Raw genomic sequence first — 19,171 nt, forward strand, 5'->3', positions numbered from 1 at the left:
AGAGAACTGACAACTATGGAAATTTTGCGTGGCTCACCTGTGTTATCTGCGTTTCGCGTAACAAAATTTATCAGCGCGTTCACTGAACACCACCTGCCGGTGACCAACATTTATGCAGAATATGTGCATTTCGCTGATATTTCTGCTCCCCTGACCGATGACGAGCACACTAAATTACAACAATTGCTCTGTTACGGTCCGTCACTGGCGGAACATGCGCCTGAAGGGGTTCTGTTGCTTGTCACACCGCGTCCGGGAACACTATCGCCCTGGTCGTCAAAGGCCACGGATATCGCGCATAACTGCGGTCTGTCCGGGGTCACCCGGCTTGAGCGGGGAATCGCCTACTATATTTCTACCACAGGACTGACAGAGAATGAACATCAGCAACTGAGTGCGCTGTTGCATGACCGCATGATGGAAACGGTTTTCAGTGATATGTCACAGGCGCAGGCACTGTTTACACATCAGGAGCCTGCTCCGCTGACCATGATTGATTTGCTGGGGCAGGGACGCAGCGCGCTGGAAACGGCAAATATAGTGCTGGGGCTGGCACTGGCAGAAGATGAAATTGATTATCTGGCGCAGGCATTCACTTCGCTGAAACGAAATCCGTCAGATGTGGAACTGTATATGTTTGCCCAGGCAAACTCAGAGCACTGCCGCCATAAAATTTTTAATGCGGACTGGGTGATTGACGGCGAAGAGCAGCCGAAATCCCTGTTTAAAATGATTAAAAATACCTTTGAACAAACGCCGGATTATGTTTTATCCGCTTATAAAGACAATGCCGCCGTCATGGAAGGCTCGTCAGCCGGGCGCTTTTTCCCGCAGGGTGATACGCGCAGTTATCAGTATCATCAGGAGCCGGTACATATTCTGATGAAAGTGGAAACCCATAACCACCCGACGGCGATTTCGCCGTGGCCGGGTGCAGCGACCGGTTCCGGTGGTGAGATCCGTGATGAGGGTGCAACCGGGCGTGGTGCTAAGCCAAAAGCCGGGCTGACCGGGTTTTCAGTTTCAAACCTGCGCATACCGGGCTTTGTCCAGCCATGGGAGCAGGATTTCGGCAAGCCGGATCGCATAGTCAGTGCCTATGACATCATGATGGACGGTCCGCTGGGCGGCGCGGCATTTAATAACGAATTCGGGCGTCCGGCGCTGCTGGGCTACTTCCGGACTTATGAAGAGCAGGTCAGCAGCCACAATGGTAATGAACTGCGCGGCTACCATAAGCCGATTATGCTGGCGGGCGGTATCGGGAATATCCGGGCTGATCACGTACAGAAAGATGAAATTGTTGTCGGGGCGAAGCTGGTTGTGCTGGGCGGCCCGTCAATGAATATCGGGCTTGGCGGGGGGGGCGGCATCATCCATGACCTCCGGGCAGTCTGATGCGGATCTGGATTTTGCCTCTGTGCAGCGTGATAACCCGGAAATGGAGCGCCGTTGCCAGGAAGTGATCGACGCCTGCTGGCAACTGGGTGATAACAACCCGATTCTGTTTATTCATGATGTGGGCGCGGGTGGTTTGTCTAACGCCATGCCGGAGCTGGTAAGTGACGGCGGGCGCGGCGGGCGTTTTGAACTGCGCGATATCCTCAATGATGAGCCGGGCATGAGTCCGCTTGAGATCTGGTGTAATGAATCTCAGGAGCGCTATGTTATGGCGATCGCACCGGCGCAGCTTGCGCTGTTTGAAGCGATTTGTCAGCGGGAGCGCGCCCCGTATGCTGTCATCGGTGAAGCAACAGAGGCGCGGGAACTTACCCTTAACGATCGCCATTTTGATAATCAGCCGATTGATATGCCGCTGGATATCTTACTGGGTAAAACCCCGAAAATGCGCCGCGATGTCACTACTCTGACCGCAGAAGGTACGCCGATTGACCGCCGTGATATTGATTTGCAGGAAGCGGTAAAACGCGTGCTGCATTTACCGGCAGTTGCTGAAAAAACCTTTCTTATTACTATCGGGGATCGCTCGGTGACCGGCATGGTTGCCCGTGACCAGATGGTCGGTCCGTGGCAGATCCCTGTGGCTGACTGCGCAGTGACTACCGCCACTCTTGACAGCTATTACGGCGAAGCGATGTCTCTCGGCGAACGTGCGCCGGTTGCTTTGCTGGATTACGCCGCGTCTGCGCGGATGGCAGTCGGTGAGGCGCTGCTTAATATTGCCGGTGTGCAGATCGGTGATTTAAAAAATATTAAATTATCGGCAAACTGGATGGCGGCAGCCGGACACCCGGGAGAAGATGCCGGGCTTTACGCGGCGGTGAAAGCCGTCGGTGAAGAGTTATGTCCTGCGCTCGGTCTGACAATCCCGGTCGGTAAAGATTCGATGTCGATGAAAACCTGCTGGAATGAGCAGGGTGAAGAGCGCGAAATGACCTCGCCGCTTTCGCTGGTGATCACGGCGTTTGCGCGCGTGGATGATGTCCGCAGGACAGTTACACCGCAACTGCGCAGTGATGTGCCGAACCGCCTGCTGCTGGTGGATCTGGGTGAAGGACACACCACACTGGGCGCGACTGCGCTGGCTCAGGTGTACCGTCAGCTCGGCAATAAAGCTGCTGATGTCCGTAATCCGCAGGCATTACGCGCCTTTTTTGACACCATGCAGACACTTGTGCGTGATGAAAAACTGCTGGCGTATCACGACCGTTCAGATGGCGGGTTGCTTGTCACCCTGGCAGAAATGGCGTTTGCCGGTCACTGCGGGGTGAGTGCGGATATCAGCGCGTTTGATCAGGATATCCCGGGCGCACTGTTTACAGAAGAGCTGGGTGCGGTGCTGCAAATCCGTGAAGCGGATCTGGATGCGGTTGTGCAGTGCTTTGCGGATGCCGGGCTGGCAGATGCGTTGCACGTTCTGGGCGAAGCCGCTCCGGGGGATGATTTTATCATCCGCAGCCATAATACCGGGGTATATCATAATTCATGCCGTGAATTACGTTTGTGGTGGGCGGAAACGACCTGGCAGATGCAGCGTCAGCGGGATAACCCGGCCTGTGCTGATGAAGAGCACGAAGCAAAACAGGATATCGCCGATCCCGGTCTGAATGTGGTGCTGACCTTTGATCAGAACGAAGATATTGCCGCGCCCTATATTGCCCGCCAGGCGCGCCCGCGTATTGCAGTGCTGCGTGAGCAGGGTGTGAACTCCCATGTGGAAATGGCGGCGGCGTTTCACCGCGCCGGGTTTGATGCCATTGATGTTCACATGAGCGATTTACTGAGCGGCAATCTTTCCCTGAGTGGTTTTCAGTCACTGGTGGCGTGCGGCGGATTCTCTTACGGCGACGTGCTGGGTGCCGGGGAGGGCTGGGCGAAATCGGTACTGTTCAATAATCAGGTACGCGATGAATTTGCACAATTCTTTGCGCGTCCGGACACATTATCTCTCGGCGTGTGTAACGGTTGTCAGATGATGTCAAACCTGCGGGATCTTATTCCGGGCGCAGATTTGTGGCCGCGCTTTACCCGTAACCGTTCAGAGCGCTTTGAAGCACGTTTCAGCCTGGTTGAGGTTGCACAAAGCCCGTCATTACTGCTGGATGGAATGGCAGGCTCGCAGATCCCGATTGCGGTTTCCCACGGCGAAGGACTGGCGGAGTTCCGCGATGCGGCACATCAGCAGGCGCTGATGCAGCGCGGCCTGGTTGCATTACAGTATGTGGATAACTATGGTCAGGTGACAGAACGCTATCCTGCGAACCCGAACGGCTCACCGGACGGGATCACGGCTGTCACAACAGATGACGGACGTGCCACTATTATGATGCCGCACCCTGAGCGGGTATTCCGTACGGTCAGTAACTCCTGGCATCCGGAAAACTGGGGCGAAGATGGTCCGTGGATGCGGATTTTCCGTAATGCACGCAAGCAGTTAGGCTGATTAACCATAAAATTATATTCTATGCGGCGGGGTTATCCCTGCCGCATTTTTTTTTATCTGTCCGACGAAAAAACAGACAGGTGTCACAGAATAGCGACATAGCGGGGTTTGTCTGTCGTGAAAAAGAGACACGTAACATGCTGAATTATAAAGAAGCAAAAATGATGGATAAAGACTGTCGCATATCAGAGACGTTTTTAACGAAAATTGCCTGAAAACCCCGGATTATTGATTTACAGGTAAGTGTTAAAAGAAATTCAGGATGGCTTAAAATATATTACTTGTTATTTAACAGTGAATTATAAAATTTATTTGTAAGTTGGCACGGCAGTTGCAATAATCTATTCAGTTGCTCATTCAATTCTTTATGTCGGCCCACAGAACAGGTGGAGATATGCCACATAATACCGGGAATGATGCCAGAGTAAGGTGCCTACCGTCCGCTAACACCGATAATTGCGCAAGCTTTATCAAACACAGGGCGACACGTTGAGTGAGGCACCACCATAATCTCACTGACGGGACGGCAGGGAAACTGTCGTCCCGTCATCATTTTATCTCACCTTCTCCTGCATTATCCCCCGTTACCTCTGCCTTTCCGGCTAAAAATACAGCATTCTGCGCACAGATACTCTCTGCTCCTTTTCTCTTAGCGCAGACTCAGTTAGCATCAGCACATGACAACAGGTTAAGAGATGACAATCTTGAAGAAATGGCGATTATTTCCGCGCTCTTTGCGACAACTCGTGGTGGTTGCATTCTGTCTGGTGCTGCTGCCCTTGCTGGGGCTGGCCTGGCAGGCGTATCAGAGTTTTGATGATCTGAGTAATCAGGCGGCACAAATCAGTATTGCGACAGTTCAGGATGCCCGGCAAAGTGAAGAGATGTCGGGTCTTGCGCTGGAAATGGAGCGCAGTTACCGTCAGTATTGTGTGTTGGGTAACGAAACACTGAAAAATGTCTGGAACAAACAATATGCCCGCTATGAAGAATATCTCAGCCGCCGGAAGCAGTCTGATCAGGATCCGCGCTATACTGATGTTATCTCCGCCAGTCTCGGGCAATTATCTGTACTGAAATGTGAAAACGGCGAACCGGTTGCAGCTATGACAACCCATCTGGAAGCGTTTGCCAAAGGCAATGCTGATTTGGTTCAGGCTGTCCGTGAAATTAACTTCCGGCGCGGCGAAGAGCTGCAAAATGCCATTGCACAGAAAGGTCAGTCTTTCGGTTGGCAGAGCCTGCTGGTTTTTGTTCTGAGCACCGGGCTGATTATCCTGTTTACCCGGATGATTATCGGACCGGTGAAAGTGATTGACCGGATGGTTAACCGTCTCGGTGAAGGGCGCAATCTGGTGCAGCGTCTTGATCACTTCAAAGGTCCCCGCGAACTGCGCTCACTGGCGCAGCGGATTATCTGGCTGAGTGAGCGCCTCGCCTGGCTGGAATCCCAGCGGCATGAATTTTTGCGCCATATATCCCATGAACTGAAAACACCGCTGGCGAGCATGCGCGAAGGAACTGAATTGCTGGCAGATGAAGTTGCCGGTCCGCTGACTGCGGATCAGAAAGAAGTGGTGACTATTCTCAGTGATTGCAGCCGTCACTTACAAACACTGATTGAACAACTGCTGGAATACAACCGGACACTGGTGGACAGCCCGACAGAAGCCAAATGGGTTAACCTGGATACGGTAGTGCAGGAGGTTGTCAGCGCGCACAGTTTACCGGCGAGAAGCAAAGGGATCACCACAGGAGTAGAGCTGGACGAGACAAGTGTCTGGGCTGAGCCTGTGTTATTAACGCGTGTACTCGATAATCTCTACTCAAATGCGGTACACTATGGCGCTGAATCGGGTAATATCCGGATAACCAGCCACAAGGCAGGTCAGCACATACAGATTGATGTCGCCAATACCGGTACACCAATCCCGGAAGAGGAGCAGGGAATGATCTTTGAACCTTTCTACCAGGGCTCACTTCAGCGCAAAGGTGCCGTAAAAGGCAGCGGGCTGGGGCTGAGTATCGCGCGGGATTGCATTAACCGGATGGGCGGCGAACTGATATTAGTCGGTTCTGAAGGTGCGGATGTCTGCTTCCGTATCCAGCTTCCGTTCCACACCTTACTGGAATAACAGGTCAGCTATTAATTTGAACATGATATTTAAGTCCCTGATTGCCGTCGTGCCGCTGTTACTGACCGGCTGTGTAAAAACGTCAACCCCGCCGGTTCTTTCATCGCTGGCGGCGGCAGTATTGCCACATGAGCGCACTGTCGATTACCGGATAGCAGACTGTCATACGCTCTGGGAGCTTGATTCTGCGGCTGCAACAGAAAACGGACTTTACTGGCTGCGGATGATGGACTGCGCTGATTTGCTCAACAGTGATACCGCACGGATAATGGCAGGGAAAATCACAGCGGACAGTTGGGATACCGTATTCCGTCAGAGTATTTTGCTGGATAACACCGGCAGCTCTGCCAATGACAAACGCAAAGTGCTCGATACACTCAATACCTTCAGCGCAGGCTTCCCGGTTTCACTGCGCCCGTTAATGAAACTGTGGCGCGAACAATTAAAACTGACGATTACGCTGAGTGACGAGCGCCAGCGTTACCGCCGTCTTCAGAGTGAAACCGACGGAAAAATTGATCAGTTACGCGCAGTGAATTCCCGCCTGCAATATGAATTGCAGACTACGACCCGCAAATTGGACAATCTGAGTAATATCGAACGCCAGCTTGCCGGACGTAAACAGCCGGCAAAAGCCGATGCGGAGCCTGAAAGTGCTCAGGAAGAGCGAAGTGAAGCATTAAAAGAGGCAGCGGCTACTGATGAAGCCGCAGCGCCGCCGGTAAAAGCGAAACCTGTTGCTGAGTCAACACCGGCTGAAAAACCGGCAGAAAGCAAACCGGCACAGAATAAAAAGGAGTAACTCAGGCATGACAGCACGCCGCAGCGCAAATTTATTATTAGTTGATGACGATCCCGGATTATTAAAATTACTGGGAATGCGCCTGAGCAGTGAGGGCTTTCGGGTCACAACAGCAGAAAGCGGCCCTGAAGCACTGAAAGTACTCGGAAAAGAAAAAATTGATTTAGTCGTCAGTGATTTACGGATGGATGAAATGGACGGTATGGCACTGTTTGCCGAGATCCAGAAAACCCATCAGGGAATGCCGGTGATTATCCTGACCGCTCACGGCTCTATTCCGGATGCGGTTGCCGCCACGCAGCAGGGAGTATTCAGCTTCCTGACCAAACCTGTCGATCGCGATGCATTATATAAAGCTATTGATGATGCCCTGGCTCTCTCGACCACAACTGTGAGTGATGAGTCCTGGAGTGACGGCATTGTCACCCGCAGCCCGCTGATGATCCGCCTGCTGGAGCAGGCAAAAATGGTCGCTCAATCTGATGTCAGCGTGCTTATCAACGGACAAAGTGGTACCGGGAAAGAGGTTCTGGCGCAGGCAATTCATAAAGCCAGCCCGCGCGCTAAAAAGCCGTTTATTGCAATTAACTGTGGTGCTCTGCCGGAACAACTGCTGGAATCCGAGCTGTTCGGTCACGCCAAAGGCGCATTTACCGGGGCTGTCAGCAGCCGTGAAGGATTGTTCCAGGCAGCGGGAAGCGGGACACTTTTTCTTGATGAAATCGGCGATATGCCAATAGCTTTGCAGGTCAAACTTCTGCGGGTATTGCAGGAGCGGAAAGTCCGCCCGCTGGGCAGTAACCGCGATATTGATATTGATGTCCGCATTATTTCCGCAACCCACCGCGATTTACCCAAAGCGATGGAAAAACACGAATTCCGCGAAGATCTCTATTATCGCCTCAATGTCGTTAATCTGAAAATTCCGACCCTGCATGAGCGCGCGGAAGATATTCCGTTACTGGCAAACCATATTCTGCGTGAAGCGGCAAAAAAACATAAACCCTTTGTCCGCAGTTTTTCCACTGATGCCATGAAGTGTCTGATGGGTGCAAGCTGGCCGGGAAATGTCCGCCAGTTACTCAACGTTATTGAACAGTGCGTGGCACTTTCTACGGTACCGGTGATCAGTGAAGCACTGGTGACTCAGGCGCTGGAAGGGGAAAATACAGCGCTGCCGACCTTTGTGGAAGCAAGAAACCAGTTTGAACTCAATTACTTACGTAAATTATTGCAGATGACCAAAGGCAATGTGACCAATGCTGCCCGTTTAGCGGGGCGCAACCGGACGGAATTTTACAAACTCCTCTCCCGTCATGAGCTGGATGCGGCTGACTTTAAAGAATAAATAAAGAATACGCTGTCGCAGGCACATTTTGCTATCATCTTCATTATTAGCTGTTTTATTATTTTATATACTCAACGTCATTCAGGATGCAGCCAACTAACCTGCAGTTTGAATGAATACGGGTATACATGAGAGAGACGGAGACCCGGATTTTATGCGTCGTACACTCAATATCGCCTTAGCTCAGCTGAACTTTCTGGTCGGAGACATTGAAGGCAATGGTGAACGTATCCTGAAAACGGTCGCAGAGCAGCAGCAAAAAGGCGCTGATCTGGTGATGTTTTCTGAACTGGCACTATCCGGATATTCGCCGGAAGACTTGGTTTTTCGTCCTGATTTTCATCAGCGGACAGAGCAGGTATTAACAAGAATTGAGCAGGCGAGCCATGACTGTGCGATCCTGGTGGGTCATACGTGGCATGAAAACGGGCATATATATAATGCGCTCTCTTTCTTTGAACAGGGCAAACTCCGCGCCCGTTATTTCAAACAGCAACTGCCTAATTACGGCGTATTTGATGAAAAACGCTGGTTTACCGCCGGAACGCAAACTTGTGCTGTTGATTTCAAAGGTTACCGCCTGGGGCTGCTGATTTGTGAAGATATCTGGACTGACGGGCCTGTTGATGCACTGAAAACAGCCGGGGCAGATATGATCCTGACGCTGAATGCCTCGCCGTATTCCACCGATAAAATTGATACGCGTGATGCCCTTATTCAATCACACTGTCGCCGTACCGGGCTGCCGCTGATTTATCTCAATCAGGTTGGTGGTCAGGATGAGCTTATTTTCGATGGCGATTCAGCCGTTTTCGGTGCAGATGGCAACATAATGCATCGTCTTGCCGCATTTTCTGAGCAGACAGTACAGTGCCGGTTTGATGATCTTGCTATTACGCCGATGGATTCTCCTGCACCGACACTGTCCGTTCTGGCACAGGTATATCAGGGATTGGTACTGGCTACCCGTGATTATGTGACTAAAAATGGTTTTCAGGGTGCATTACTGGGCTTATCCGGCGGTATTGATTCCGGTCTGACGGTCGCTATTGCCGCAGATGCACTGGGAAATGACAAAGTACAGGCCGTGATGATGCCATTTCGCTACACGGCGGAAATCAGTATTCATGATGCCCGTGAGCAGGCAGAACTGCTTGGCGTAGAGTTTGATATTGTCCCGATTGAGCCGATGTTTGATGCCTTTATGCACGAACTGGCACCGAAATTCGCCGGTATGGCAGTAGACACAACGGAAGAAAATTTACAGGCGCGCTGCCGGGCGGTGATCCTGATGGCGATGTCAAACAAGCGCCGCCGCATTGTGCTGACCACCAGTAATAAAAGTGAGTCCGCCGTGGGCTATTCCACATTGTACGGTGATATGGCTGGCGGATTTAACGTACTGAAAGATGTGCCGAAAACAATGGTTTTTGAGTTGGCAAGATACCGCAACACCTTGTCACCGGCGATCCCTGAGCGGGTAATTACCCGTCCGCCGTCAGCTGAGCTGGCGCCGGGTCAGTTGGATCAGGACAGTCTGCCGCCGTATGACATTCTTGATGCGTTGCTGGAAGGCTATGTTGAACGCGACTTGTCCCCGGAAGAACTGATCGCCGCCGGTTTTGATGAAGCGGTTGTCCGTAAAGTTATCCGGCTGGTTGATATTAATGAATATAAACGCCGCCAGTCACCGGTAGGGCCGCGTATTACCGCCCGCAACTTTGGCAAAGATCGCCGTTACCCGATCACATCCGGGTTTGGCCGTAAAAATTGGTAGCAGGATCTGATAATGAAAAAAAATTGAAGCGATTATTAAGCCGTTCAAACTCGATGATGTCCGTGAAGCACTGGCCGAGGTCGGGATCACCGGTATGACAGTCACAGAAGTAAAAGGTTTCGGGCGTCAGAAAGGCCATACAGAACTGTACCGTGGTGCAGAATATATGGTGGATTTTCTGCCGAAAGTGAGAATTGAGATTGTTGTCGCCGATGATATTCTTGAAAGCTGTGTGGAAACAATTATGAAGACAGCACAAACCGGAAAAATCGGTGACGGCAAAATCTTTGTGTTTGATGTGGCACAGGTTGTCCGTATCCGTACCGGCGAGCAGGATGAAGAAGCGATTTAAGCGCTGATTGTGTTCTGTTAATAAAAGAAACTCATCTGCGGATGGGTTTTTTTATTAAAAAAAAGAGTAACAACACGCCAGCGAAAGGATGGGATAGATTATCCGGAGGTTTTTTGTGTTGTTACTCAAATGCGCGTTATCCTTCAGCCCGCAGATGCGACTGAAGTGCTCCGCATATGTCTTATTGTTATTCTGTCGTGATTATAAAATTTTGTGCGGACCAAAACATTCATAATGGATTTGGTCTGTATTTACACCCATTGCCGTCAGCTGACGTGCAACGTGCTGCATAAAAATAACCGGACCGCAGAGATAATAGTGGCGCATTTTACTGAGCAGGACATTTTTCTGCGGATGTAAATCCATCAGTCCGGTCAGGTGCGGATATGCCTCCCCGGCGCGCGGTTCGCGATACCACACTGTCCGGCTGAATGCGGGCAGCGCGGCACCAAAAATATCAACGTCGTCTGCAAATGCATGAACACCGCCATGATCTGCGGCATGCAGCCAGGTAACATCCCCCGCATGTTGCTGCTCTGACAGGGTTTGCAGCATCGCCATCATCGGCGTTAATCCGACACCGGCGGAAATCAGTACAACCGGTGTCTCTTTTCCGGTATTCAGGAAAAAATCACCGGAAGGCGGCGTCAGTTTAACAATGTCACCTTCCTCAATATTGGCGTGCAGCCAGCCGGAAACCATTCCCTTATCTTCCCGTTTTACGGCAATCCGGTACGTTTTGCCGTTCGGAGCTTGTGTCAGTGAATACTGACGGATTTCCTGATTTTCAAGAGACTGATCATTAATATAGAGACTGATATATTGCCCCGGACGGAAATCTGCTACCGGCTGCGCATCAACCGGTGTCAGTTCAAAACTGGTAATAAATTCACTCTGCACCCGTTTGCGGGTAACGCGAAAATCCCGTAATCCTTCCCTGCCACCGGCAGATGAAGCTTTCTCTTTATATAGCCCGGCTTCGTGCTGAATAAAAATATCCGCCAGCGCAGCATATGCTTTTCCCCAGGCTGCTAAGACTTCCTCACCCGGATTGAGCAACTCTTCAATGGTTGCCAGCAAATTTTCACCGACAATCGGGTAATGCTCCGGTTTAATCAGCAAGCTAACGTGCTTATTAGCTATTTTTTCAATCGCAGCGCTCAGTACGCCGGGGTTATCAATATTCATCGCATAAGCGCAGATTGCATTAAATAAGGCTTCACGTTGCGCGCCGCTCTGCTGGTGGCTCATGGTAAAGATATCTTTTAACTCCGGATGCTGACGAAACATGCGGTCATAGAAATGGGCGGTAAGTTTTGGTCCGGTCGCGGCGATCAGCGGTGCGGTGGATTTTACAATGGCGATAGTTTGAGCATCGGGCATGGCAGGGCTCCTGAAAAAACATCACTTCAACGTGAATTTTATAACATGTATTTTTAATGCAACTTATAATATAGGGCAAAATTTGTAAAGGGTAAATTTTAGTGCTGTGTCAGAAAATAGGCTAAAAATAGCGAAATTGACCAATGAAAGGGGGAGGAGGGGGATCACAAATCCGGCATTGAGTCCGATGAACAGGATATTCTGATGAAATTTTAAGGCCGCTAACTACCTGATTTTACCGCTATGCAATCGGTTGCGTATTTTTTATTTCCGGGGCTATCTCAATCCTGAAAAAGAGTTTACACTGTATGCCATTCGTCCCCTGAAGGGGGTGGTTTTTTTATCGGCGTCAGCGAGTCAGGAGAAGCGAATGTTAAAGCGTGAAATGAATATTGCAGATTACGACCCTCAACTTTGGCAGGCAATGAAAGATGAAGATCGTCGTCAGGAAGAGCACATTGAGTTAATTGCCTCAGAAAACTATACCAGTCCGCGCGTCATGGAAGCCCAGGGCTCACAGCTTACTAATAAATATGCGGAAGGCTATCCTGGTAAGCGCTATTACGGCGGTTGTGAGTATGTGGATATCGTTGAACAGTTAGCGATTGACCGTGCAAAAGAGCTGTTTGGTGCTGATTACGCCAACGTACAGCCGCACTCCGGCTCACAGGCTAACGTAGCGGTATACTCCGCGCTGTTATCGCCGGGTGACACTGTTTTAGGGATGAACTTAGCGGAAGGCGGTCACCTGACTCACGGCTCTCCGGTAAACTTCTCCGGTAAACTGTATAACATCGTTCCTTATGGTATTGATGCTGCAGGTAAAATTGATTATAACGATGTTGCTGAACAAGCTAAAAAACATCAGCCAAAAATGATCATCGGTGGCTTCTCTGCATACTCAGGTGTGGTTGACTGGGCAAAACTGCGCGAAATCGCAGACAGCATCGGCGCTTACCTGTTCGTTGATATGGCACACGTTGCCGGTCTGGTTGCTGCAGGCGTTTATCCGAACCCGGTTCCGCATGCGCACGTTGTAACCACCACCACGCATAAAACCCTTGCAGGCCCGCGCGGCGGGATGATCCTGGCGAATGGCGGCAGCGAAGAGCTGTACAAAAAACTGAATTCGTCCGTATTCCCGGGCAATCAGGGCGGCCCGCTGATGCATGTCATCGCCGGTAAAGCCGTGGCATTAAAAGAAGCAATGGAGCCTGAATTTAAAGCAAATCAGGTTCTTGTTGTGAAAAATGCCAAAGCAATGGTTGAAGTCTTCTTAAACCGTGGTTATAAAGTAGTGTCCGGCGGAACGGAAAACCATCTGTTCCTGGTGGACCTGGTTGATAAAGACATCACCGGTAAAGAGGCAGATGCAGCGCTCGGTCGTGCGAATATCACTGTGAACAAAAACAGTGTGCCGAACGATCCGAAAAGCCCGTTTGTCACATCCGGTATCCGTCTCGGATCGCCTGCAATTACCCGTCGTGGCTTTAAAGAAGCCGAAGCGCGTGAGCTGGCAGGCTGGATGTGTGACGTGTTAGATAATCTCAATGATGAAGCGACCATTGAAGCTGTGAAACAAAAAGTTCTGGCTATCTGCGCGAAATACCCGGTTTACGCATAGTCCGTTATACTGACTGAGTATACCCAACGTCATTCAGGATTCAGGCAGGCGGCAAGGGAAGTTAGACGGGGAGCATACATTAGTATGTGATCCGGCTGGCTGAGTGCCGCCAACGAACCTGTAGTTTGAATGAATAAGGGTATATATTTATGAACCCGCTTCGTAACTCCGTACGAGCGGGTTTTTTGTTTTCATCGAAAGGAGACATCGGATGTTTGTTCCGTCATCGCTTTGGCTGGCGCTTGATTATTTCACGTATTTTTTTTTCTTACGGGATATTTCTTCCCTACTGGGGAGCCTGGCTGAAAGGTGAAGGGCATGATGTGGCAACCGTCGGGTTGTTACTGAGTGTGGGGCTGGTGGCGCGGTTTATAGGCAGTCTGTTTATCACGCCGCTGTTTAAAGATCCTTCCCGTCTGATTTTCGCATTACGTCTGATGGCGCTGTGTTCATTTATCTTTGCGGTGGCATTCTGGTTTGGATCTCACTGGATTTGGCTGTTCTTTGTGATGGCCGGGTTTAATCTCTTTTTCTCCCCGATGATCCCGCTGGGGGATTCTCTCGCCGCAACCTGGCAAAAACAGTTCCCGATGGATTACGGCACTATCCGTGTCTGGGGATCGGTGGCTTTTATTATCGCGACCTCCGTGACCGGGCTGCTGATGGATGTCTGGAAACATGATGTTATTTTAGTCGCGTTAATTGTCAGTACGGCATCCCTTGTGCTGACCTCCTTTTTGCGCCCGCGCATTATGCCTGCGGGTGAGCAAAAACAGCGCGGACCACAGGTGGCGTTTCGTACCTTACTGAAAGATAAAGCCGTTGTCCGCTTCCTGATTTGTGTCAGCCTTTTGCAGGGCGCACACGCGGCATATTACGGATTCAGTGTGATTTACTGGCAGTTGGTGGGATATTCCGATGCGACAATTGGCTATTTATGGTCGCTGGGGGTTGTTGCGGAGGTGATTGTGTTTAGCTTCAGTAATAAATTATTCCGCCGCTGGAGTGCGGCAAACCTGTTATTACTTTCCGGTATCTGCGGTATTCTGCGCTGGTCACTGATGGGAATGTCTGCTGCATTGCCGGTTCTGATTATCGCGCAAATCCTGCACAGCGGAACCTATACAGTGTGCCATCTTGCCGCCATGAAATTTATCGGGGCACGAAAATCCGCTGAAATTATTCCGTTGCAGGCCGCTTATTCGGCACTGGCGATGGGCGGGGCTATTGCGGTAATGACACTGGTGGCGGGTTATCTCTATGAAGATATTCACGGAGGTATTTTCTATCTGATGGCGCTGACGGCAATTCCGGCACTGTTCCTGCGCCCGAAAGTCCGGGCTCAGATATAAAATAAAGTAACAGGTGAGAGCGGCGGTAATACCCGCCGCTCATGTCTGACAACTGCCTGTAGTATATGCAAGCGGCGGAGAGTTAGCTTTTGTAATACTTCAGTGCGTTAATGTGACTGTTAACTATTTCATTAAGCCCTTCCACAGAAGCCCCTTCTGCAAAATACGCATCATAGCGGGAAACATTCATCACCCAAAAGTGGATAACAGCGAGTGACATGTCTGTCAGCTGATTTATTTTATGAAGAAGTGCCGAGAATTTAACGGTATCCTCTATTTGCAATTTCAGATGTTTAATTTCTTCACTGAGTTTTTTTTATCAGGTCATCAATACTGAGAATCAGTGTATCTTTCTGCGGGAAATCAAATTTAACAGGCAGATGAGGGAATTTTATTTTTTTTCAGTTGCTCAATATGATCATAATAGCTGTTAACTAATTCAGATAAATCATGTCCGTGTTTTTCAGCGTTATCTATGAGTTCTGATGTGTGCATCATATCAGTATAGCCGTGAACAGTGGTGCTCAGGTTGTTGATGTCATTTTTTGATATCGTTAAGATAGGTGGTGTTATTATCCGAATCCAGATAATGCTGATATGAATCAATAAGTTCTATTTCCATATCGAGTGCGTTAAGAACCCGTGAAGAGTGCACGGATATACTACTGTACTGCTCCGCAAAGGGTATTTCAGTGATATTTTTCTGGTCGTTATTTATTTCATCAGATAATGATACTAAATCTGAGTATTTTATATTTTCAGCCTGAACCATATAGTTTCCTTTATAATAAAATAGTCTGTTTTTTTGTAGCAGGAACAGTGCATATACTATTTAAATATAAAAGACGGACAATATTATAAAAAATAAAGGGATTGATAATTATATAGGAGGGGGAACTATAATTTGTGGCTGATCGCCGGTAAACAAACTTGCCGGATAAACAGCAGAGCACTGATTATCCGGCAGACGAAACAGAATCAGCGTTTCAGTGATTCAGTCAGTTCGTCACGCATTTCTGACAGAAGTTCGCGCACAACGCGCGGGCTGCCTGCCACAATGTTACCACTGGTCATATAGTTATGATCGCCGGTGAAGTCAGAGACAATACCACCCGCTTCACGGACCAGCAGTTCGCCGCCGAGGAAATCCCACGGTTTCAGACCGATTTCAAAGTAACCGTCAACACGACCGGCAGCCAGATACGCCAGATCCAGTGCAGCAGAACCACTACGGCGGAAGTCCGCACAACGGTTGAACAGTTTGCCCAGGATTTTGATATAGGTATCAGCGTGCTGTTTGGCTTTGAACGGGAAACCGGTCGCCAGAATTGCACCGTCAAGTTCACGACCGGATGCACCGCGCAGGCGGTAGCCGTTTAACTGTGCGCCCTGACCACGGACTGCGGAGAATAATTCGTTACGCATAGGATCGTATACCACAGCCACTTCAGTGCGGCCTTTGATACGAAAAGCGATGGATACAGCAAAATGCGGGAGACGTTTAACGAAGTTGGTTGTGCCATCCAGGGGATCAACAACCCATTGCATATCATGTTCTTCGCCGATTAATTCACCGCACTCTTCAGAGATAATGGTGTGCTTAGGGTATGACTTGCGGATGATTTCAATAATCATCTGTTCAGCTTCACGATCAACGTTAGTGACAAAGTCATTCACGCCTTTCTGAGTAGTCTCAACGCTGTCAGGCATTTCATAGTGTTTGGCAATCAGGTTGCCGGCCTTACGTGCAGCACGTATGGCGATGGTAAGCATCGGATGCATGGGGGTTGTCCACCGGGATGTTAAAGAACGAAAATAATCGCCGCGGATTATAACAGGTGATCGTCATTCTGACTATTCTTGTGTTAAGATAAAGCGATAATTTCTCAAATATAGCTTGTTATGTCTGAAAACATCCGAATTGTTCTGGTCGAAACCTCACACACCGGCAACATGGGCTCCGCTGCGCGCGCCATGAAAACGATGGGGTTATCTAACCTTTATCTGGTTAATCCGCAGGTTCAGCCTGATTCCCACTCTATTGCACTCTCAGCGGGTGCCAGCGATGTTATCGGCAATGCAAAAATTGTCAGCTCGCTGGATGAGGCAATCGCCGGATGTGAACTGGTGATTGGCACCAGTGCGCGTTCCCGTACATTGCCCTGGCCGATGGTTGAACCGCGTGAATGCGGTGAAAAAAGTGTCAAAGCTGCACTGACCGCACCCGTCGCCATTATTTTTGGTCGCGAGCGTGTCGGGCTGACCAACGACGAGCTGCAAAAATGCAATTATCATCTTTATATTCCGACCAACCCGGAGTACGGTTCACTGAACCTGGCGATGGCGGTACAGCTGGTCAGTTATGAGATCCGTATGGCATTTCTGGCCTCTCAGAATGAGAGCCAACCGCCACATCATGATGAAGAGGATGAGGTACACTATCCGCCGGCTGATGATATGGAGCGGTTTTATACGCATCTTGAATCGGTATTAAATGAATCCGGTTTCATCCGCAAAGCGCATCCCGGTCAGATTATGAACCGCCTGCGCCGCTTATTTACCCGCGCGCATCCGGAAGTGCAGGAGCTGAATATCCTGCGCGGCATACTGACTTCTGTTGAAAAATGGGCAAAAAAATAGTTGAGTAATTTACTGGGTTAAATAGTTGACTAAATTACTCAGGAATGACACAATTTCGTCACCATTTATCACGGGGATCCGGTTATGAGACTGACATCAAAAGGGCGTTATGCAGTGACAGCTATGCTTGACGTAGCACTGCACTCCCAAGGGGGGCCTGTACCGCTGGCTGAAATTTCCGAGCGCCAGGGTATTTCCCTCTCCTATCTTGAGCAACTCTTCTCCCGTTTGCGTAAAAACGAACTGGTTTCCAGCGTCCGTGGTCCGGGCGGTGGTTATCGTCTGGCACGTGCGCCGGGAGAGATTTTTATTGCTCAGGTCATCTCAGCTGTTGATGAGTCCGTTGATGCAACGCGTTGCCAGGGAACTCAGGAAGGCTGTCAGGGCGGTGACCGCTGTCTGACCCACGCATTATGGCGTGACCTGAGTGACCGTATTACTGATTTTTTAAGCAGCATCAGCCTTGAAGAGCTGGTAAATCATAAAGAAGTGATTGATGTTGCTGATCGCCAGGATGATAAACGCCGGGCACATAGTTTAGCTATCAACGAAACGATTATCAATCTGCAAGCATAAGCAGAAACCTGCGTTAACAACGCAACCGTAGTTCATGGAGCAATTGAGCGATGAAATTACCGATCTACTTAGATTATTCAGCAACGACACCGGTTGATCCGCGTGTTGCTGAAAAAATGATGCAATACATGACAATGGACGGCGTTTTTGGTAACCCGGCGTCACGTTCACACCGCTTTGGCTGGCAGGCTGAAGAGGCGGTTGATATCGCCCGTAACCAGATAGCTGAACTGGTCGGTGCGGACCCGCGTGAAATTGTGTTCACATCGGGTGCAACTGAGTCAGACAACCTTGCTATTAAAGGTGCCGCGAATTTCTACGGCAAAAAAGGCAAGCACATTATTACCAGTAAAACCGAGCATAAAGCGGTGCTGGATACCTGCCGTCAGTTAGAGCGCGAAGGGTTTGAAGTTACCACGTTAGCGCCGCAGCGCAACGGGATTATTACGCTTGAGCAATTAGAAGCGGCAATGCGTGAAGACACCATTCTGGTGTCAATTATGCATGTGAATAATGAAATTGGTGTGATTCAGGATATCGCTGCTATCGGTGAACTGTGCCGCAGCAAAGGTATTATCTTCCATGTGGATGCGACCCAGAGCGTCGGTAAAATCCCGGTGGATTTAAGCACGCTGAAAGTTGACCTGATGTCTTTTTCAGGTCACAAAATTTACGGGCCGATGGGGATCGGGGCACTGTATGTCCGCCGTAAACCACGCATCCGTATCGAAGCACAGATGCACGGCGGTGGTCATGAGCGCGGTATGCGTTCAGGTACATTGCCGGTACACCAGATTGTCGGCATGGGCGAAGCGTACCGTATTGCAAAAGAAGAAATGGCGGCGGAATCTGAGCGCCTGTCTGCACTGCGTCTGCGTCTGTGGAACGGCATCAAAGATATTGAAGAAACGTATCTTAATGGTTGTCCGGAACATACGGCACCAAATATTCTTAACGTCAGTTTCAACTATGTTGAAGGTGAATCCCTGATGATGGCGCTGAAAGACCTGGCTGTCTCATCCGGCTCTGCCTGTACGTCTGCCAGCCTGGAACCGTCTTACGTTCTGCGCGCACTGGGTATGACAGATGAACTGGCGCACAGCTCAATCCGTTTCTCAATGGGGCGTTTTTCCACTGAAGAAGAGATTGACTACGCAATCACGCTTATCCATAACGCAATTGGCCGCCTGCGCGATCTTTCCCCTCTTTGGGATATGCACAAGCAAGGTGTTGATATTAACAGTATTGAATGGTCACACCATTAATCAGACGGTTTCA

The 19,171-nt window shown here is 49.9% G+C and carries 13 protein-coding genes and 2 pseudogenes; 11 read left to right on the forward strand and 4 right to left on the reverse strand.

Annotation, left to right across the window (positions count from 1 at the left end):
- The first annotated feature begins 15 nt into the window (after positions 1-15).
- The 6 genes and pseudogenes from purL (at position 16) to glnB (ending at position 10,318) form a co-directional block, all read left to right on the forward strand.
- Positions 16-3,904: pseudogene (purL, locus tag AYY16_RS01745) on the forward strand (phosphoribosylformylglycinamidine synthase).
- 695 nt (positions 3,905-4,599) lie between these two features.
- Positions 4,600-6,039 (forward strand): sensor histidine kinase, encoded by a 1,440-nt coding sequence (locus AYY16_RS01750; protein WP_067361223.1) that lies wholly within the window; start codon positions 4,600-4,602, stop codon positions 6,037-6,039.
- Positions 6,040-6,061: 22 nt separating this feature from the next.
- Positions 6,062-6,841, forward strand: coding sequence for a two-component system QseEF-associated lipoprotein QseG (gene qseG, locus AYY16_RS01755; RefSeq protein ID WP_067361225.1), 780 nt, complete (start codon positions 6,062-6,064; stop codon positions 6,839-6,841).
- Positions 6,842-6,848: 7 nt separating this feature from the next.
- On the forward strand, positions 6,849-8,189 hold the full coding sequence (gene glrR / locus AYY16_RS01760; RefSeq protein WP_067361228.1) for a two-component system response regulator GlrR: 1,341 nt from the start codon (positions 6,849-6,851) through the stop codon (positions 8,187-8,189).
- Between the two features lie 154 nt (positions 8,190-8,343).
- Positions 8,344-9,966, forward strand: a complete 1,623-nt coding sequence (locus tag AYY16_RS01765) for an NAD+ synthase (RefSeq protein ID WP_067361231.1) — start codon at positions 8,344-8,346, stop codon at positions 9,964-9,966.
- Between the two features lie 22 nt (positions 9,967-9,988).
- Complete coding sequence (gene glnB / locus AYY16_RS01770) at positions 9,989-10,318, forward strand: nitrogen regulatory protein P-II (RefSeq protein WP_067361234.1); 330 nt, start codon at positions 9,989-9,991, stop codon at positions 10,316-10,318.
- A 201-nt stretch (positions 10,319-10,519) separates the two neighbouring features.
- Here the strand turns inward: glnB and hmpA are convergent, their stop codons facing one another.
- Entirely contained in the window at positions 10,520-11,701 is a 1,182-nt protein-coding gene (gene hmpA, locus AYY16_RS01775; RefSeq protein ID WP_067361237.1) for an NO-inducible flavohemoprotein, read from the reverse strand.
- A gap of 370 nt (positions 11,702-12,071) precedes the next feature.
- Here hmpA and glyA point away from each other — a divergent pair, with 370 nt between their 5' ends.
- Positions 12,072-13,325 carry a serine hydroxymethyltransferase gene (gene glyA / locus AYY16_RS01780; protein ID WP_067361240.1) on the forward strand — a complete coding sequence of 418 codons (1,254 nt, stop codon included), beginning with the start codon at positions 12,072-12,074 and terminating at the stop codon, positions 13,323-13,325.
- 211 nt (positions 13,326-13,536) lie between these two features.
- A pseudogene (locus AYY16_RS01785) lies at positions 13,537-14,677 on the forward strand (3-phenylpropionate MFS transporter).
- An 82-nt stretch (positions 14,678-14,759) separates the two neighbouring features.
- Here AYY16_RS01785 and AYY16_RS20100 read toward each other — a convergent pair.
- The 3 genes from AYY16_RS20100 to suhB form a co-directional block, all read right to left on the reverse strand.
- The gene (locus tag AYY16_RS20100; protein WP_156664940.1) at positions 14,760-14,897 is read right to left on the reverse strand and encodes a hypothetical protein; all 138 of its coding nucleotides are present in this window, start codon (positions 14,895-14,897) and stop codon (positions 14,760-14,762) included.
- 318 nt (positions 14,898-15,215) lie between these two features.
- The gene (locus AYY16_RS01790; protein ID WP_067361243.1) at positions 15,216-15,449 is read right to left on the reverse strand and encodes a hypothetical protein; all 234 of its coding nucleotides are present in this window, start codon (positions 15,447-15,449) and stop codon (positions 15,216-15,218) included.
- Between the two features lie 206 nt (positions 15,450-15,655).
- Complete coding sequence (gene suhB / locus AYY16_RS01795) at positions 15,656-16,459, reverse strand: inositol-1-monophosphatase (protein WP_067361246.1); 804 nt, start codon at positions 16,457-16,459, stop codon at positions 15,656-15,658.
- A 120-nt stretch (positions 16,460-16,579) separates the two neighbouring features.
- Between suhB and trmJ the strand changes: the two genes are divergently transcribed.
- The 3 genes from trmJ (at position 16,580) to AYY16_RS01810 (ending at position 19,158) form a co-directional block, all read left to right on the forward strand.
- Positions 16,580-17,317 carry a tRNA (cytosine(32)/uridine(32)-2'-O)-methyltransferase TrmJ gene (gene trmJ, locus AYY16_RS01800; protein WP_067361249.1) on the forward strand — a complete coding sequence of 246 codons (738 nt, stop codon included), beginning with the start codon at positions 16,580-16,582 and terminating at the stop codon, positions 17,315-17,317.
- A gap of 84 nt (positions 17,318-17,401) precedes the next feature.
- The gene (gene iscR, locus AYY16_RS01805; RefSeq protein ID WP_067361252.1) at positions 17,402-17,893 is read left to right on the forward strand and encodes a Fe-S cluster assembly transcriptional regulator IscR; all 492 of its coding nucleotides are present in this window, start codon (positions 17,402-17,404) and stop codon (positions 17,891-17,893) included.
- Between the two features lie 50 nt (positions 17,894-17,943).
- Complete coding sequence (locus tag AYY16_RS01810; protein ID WP_067361254.1) at positions 17,944-19,158, forward strand: IscS subfamily cysteine desulfurase; 1,215 nt, start codon at positions 17,944-17,946, stop codon at positions 19,156-19,158.
- Positions 19,159-19,171: the final 13 nt, after the last annotated feature.

This window comes from Morganella psychrotolerans, from assembly GCF_001676155.1.
GTDB classification, from domain to species: Bacteria; Pseudomonadota; Gammaproteobacteria; order Enterobacterales; family Enterobacteriaceae; genus Morganella; species Morganella psychrotolerans.